Below are 3,690 nucleotides of genomic sequence, written 5' to 3'. Positions count from 1 at the left end.
CGGAGACATTAACAACAGGAGCCTGACTTGCCGGATGGAATATGAAGGAAGAATTTACGGCCTTATATCGGTCAATCTGCCGAAGCATTTCGCACCGCTGAAAGAAGAACAGGAACTGGTGGAAGAAGTTGCCGGTGACCTGGCCTTTGCCCTGCATAAAATCAGAATGGAAGAAAAATTACAGCAAACCGAACAACAATATCGTTTGCTGGCAGAAACCGCTACGGATATTATATGTATCCACGATATGGAAGGGAATATACGGTACCTTAACCCCACAGGCCTGAATATACTTGGAAAAACACGGGAAGAAATCACGGGAGACAATATCCATAACTATATAGATGACCCAGGGGAATTGCATAATAGAAAAGAAGACCGTTTAAAAGGGGATAACGCCACATACACCTATCAGACCTATATCAAAAATGCTGAAGCACAACCCATTCCCGTAGAAATCAAATCCACTCCGCTTCAGCAGGAAGGAGAAATGGAAGGCATCCTGATTATTGCGAGGGATATTACTGAAAGAAAACAGGCGGAAAAAGCGCTGGAAACTGCAAAAAATAAAGCCATTGAGAGCGATCGCCTGAAATCCACATTTCTGATGAATCTTTCCCATGAAATCCGCACACCCCTTAACGGCATCATGGGATTCAGCCAAATATTGCAGGAACGGGAATTTCCCTTCGAAAAACAAAAGGAATTTCTGAACATTATACACGAGAAAGCCGATCAATTGCTAAATGTGCTCAACAACCTGCTCGATCTGTCGAAAATTGAAGCCGGGCAACTCAATATAAGGCAGGAAGACTGCTACCTGAATGATCTCATGTATGAAATATATGATGTTTACACCCTGGAGCTGGAAAAGCAAGAAAAAACAGATATTTCACTGCATTATCATTGTGGTCTGACAAGAGAGGAAAGCCGTCTGTATTCCGATTGCAGCAGGATAAGCCAGATTCTTAACAACCTCCTTTCCAATGCCATTAAATTTTCAGAAGAAGGAACCATTGATTTCGGATACAAGTTTGAGGAACCCCACCAACTGGTCTTTTATATCAAAGATACAGGCATCGGGATTCATGCAAACAAGAAAAATGAAATTTTTGAACCTTTCAGGCAGGGGGATGAATCAACCAGCCGGGAATATGAAGGCACCGGTCTCGGACTGGCCCTTTCGAAAAGCCTGGTTGAACTTCTCGGTGGCAGGATTTGGTTAGAATCGGAAGAAGGAAAGGGCTCCACCTTTTATTTCACCATGCCCTTCAGCCGGCATAAATACAAACCGGAAGAGGACCAATCCGGTGTTTCGGATTATAATTATAACTGGCCCGGCCATAAAGTGCTCATTGTAGAAGATGATCCGGTTAGTCTGGAATTTATGCAGGAAATATTCAGTGAAACCCAGGTAAAGATTCTTTCTGCGCAAACCGGAAAAGAAGCATTGGACCATTTCCGGGAAAACCCGAATATAAGTCTTATACTGATGGATCTCCGGCTTCCCGACATGAGCGGACTGGAAGTGGTCAGAAAGATCAGGTCGAAAAACACCCATGCTCCCATAATAGCTCAAACGGCCTACACCATGGACAATGACGCAAAAAAATGCCTGGAGGCAGGTTGCACCGATTATCTCACCAAACCGGTCGATATACAAGCCATGTTGAATGCGATGAACAAACACCTCAGGCAAAGCATTTGAAACGTACAAGAATTCGTTAATTTAACAAATAAAAATGATCAGGTTACTCATAGTAGATGACCATACCATTGTAAGAGAAGGGATCCGGCAATTGCTGGATGTAACCGAGGACATACGCGTTGAAGGGGAGGCCTCCCAATCTTCCGAAATGTTCAATAAACTAAAAGAAGAGGAATACGATGTGATTCTTCTGGACATTTCTCTCCCGGGAAGAAATGGCGTAGAAACCCTTAAAGAGCTACAGGAATATCAGCCCAACATCCCCGTATTGATATTAAGCATGCACCCGGAAGAACAATATGCCCTGCGGGTAATGAAAGCCGGAGCTGCCGGTTACCTGACCAAAAAAGGTACTTTTGAGGAGATGGTGCATGCCATCCGTACCGTTGCCGGAGGCAGGAAATACATCAGTTCCTCACTGGCTGAGACGCTTGCAGAGCATATCAACGGATCTACGGAAACATTGGAACACCATAGTCTATCCGACAGGGAATTTGAGGTCCTCAAACGCATCGCCTCCGGCCAGCCACTGAAAGATATAGCCGCGAATCTGTCACTGAGCGTCAAAACGATCAGCACTTACCGCTCCAGGATACTGAAAAAACTCGGTCTGAAAAACAATTCGGAAATCGTCCGGTACGCCATGAACCATAAGTTGATTAATAACTAAATCTGTGGCCATATATTCAAAAAACAGCTCGGATGGAATGGTTTAGAGGGGATAAATACCGCCGGCAAAGACAATTCCAAAAAAAATTATGAACGAAAGGGTGACTTTTTAAAATCCTTTCGTCTAAAATAAAATATGAACTGAAAAATACTTTTCAGGCACGATTAGAATAGAATCAATTACTAAACATTTAACATTATGAAAACACGTAAAAAACAAAAACAATTTCTTAAGAAGTTAGCCATAGGGCTTTCTGTAGTTATTTTCAGCGTTGGCGGCTGTACCAGCCCGCAATCTGAAAAAGAAGCAGAAAAACTTATTCAAAAACAAACTGAGGCTTTGGAAACCCAGCAGGAAGCCGTGGAAGAAACATTTAACGAACTAACCGCCGTGAAAGATTCGCTCGAAAAGGAACAAAACGAACTAATGAGTGAACGCAAGCAAATCAACAGTGAAATAGAAAAGCTGAGCCAAAGCCAGAAAGAATTCGCAAAAACTCAGAAGCAGGAGCAACTTAATAAGCTGAAACAACAAAAAGAAGCTTTGCAGGCAAGATTAAACAAGATGAATGACAGTCTTTCTGATATTGAAAACCAGATCGGCAGCCTGGAGAGAAAGAAAGATACCCTTGCAGCGCAAGAGAAACAAATCACCGAGCAACAAAAGCAAGCCAGAGCTCAGCTTGTTACCGGTATTGAGGAGATTGACAACCGTCTTGAAGAACTGGAAGAAGAAACCCAAATGAAGCGGAATCAGCTCGAAATTCACCGGCAACAAATCAACCTGTCAGAACGAAAGATAGATCTGCTGGAGAAAGAAAAGAATCAGTATCTGCGTCAAAGAAACCAGGTTCTTAAGGAAGGTGGAGACGATACCCGGCTGGACGAGATTAACCTGAAAATTGAAGAGGTCAACAGCAATATTGAAGAGGAGCAGAACAAGATCGATGCTGCCGAAAAATCCATTGCTTCTATCCAAAACTGGATGAATGATGTAGAACAACTGAAACAAAGGCTGCGTGACATGATGGAGCAGGAGTACAGCAAAAATGAGATGATCAAAGAGTTCAACAAAGAAGAGCAGGAAAGATTAAACAGTGAAATGAGTTCCCTTAATCAGCAGGAGAAGAAGCTTGATTCGCTTAAAAGCGTCCTGGCATCGCAAAAATCACAGATTAACCAGCGCCTTGACTCCCTGAACTCAGAAATAGAAACAGTAAGGAATCAGGAGCTCTCAGAAATTTTGGCCGACAGATCAGCATTAGAGAAGGAGGAAGCCGCACTGGCACAAAAAGAAGCAGATTTACTGGCTG

The 3,690-nt window shown here is 43.0% G+C and carries 3 protein-coding genes; all 3 read left to right on the top strand.

Annotated features, from left to right (window positions below; genetic code table 11):
• The coding region (locus tag KGY70_18875; protein MBS3777267.1) for a response regulator at positions 1-1,708 on the top strand (1,708 nt) is incomplete at its 5' end.
• Positions 1,709-1,742: 34 nt separating this feature from the next.
• Complete coding sequence (locus tag KGY70_18870) at positions 1,743-2,378, top strand: response regulator transcription factor (GenBank protein MBS3777266.1); 636 nt, start codon at positions 1,743-1,745, stop codon at positions 2,376-2,378.
• 198 nt (positions 2,379-2,576) lie between these two features.
• Positions 2,577-3,690: hypothetical protein (locus tag KGY70_18865; protein MBS3777265.1), on the top strand; the 1,114-nt coding region annotated here is incomplete at its 3' end.

This window comes from Bacteroidales bacterium (assembly GCA_018334875.1).
Classification (GTDB): Bacteria; Bacteroidota; Bacteroidia; order Bacteroidales; family UBA12077; genus JAGXLC01.
Note: the sequence above shows the minus strand (reverse complement) of the source record. Positions and strands in the feature narration are given on the sequence as shown.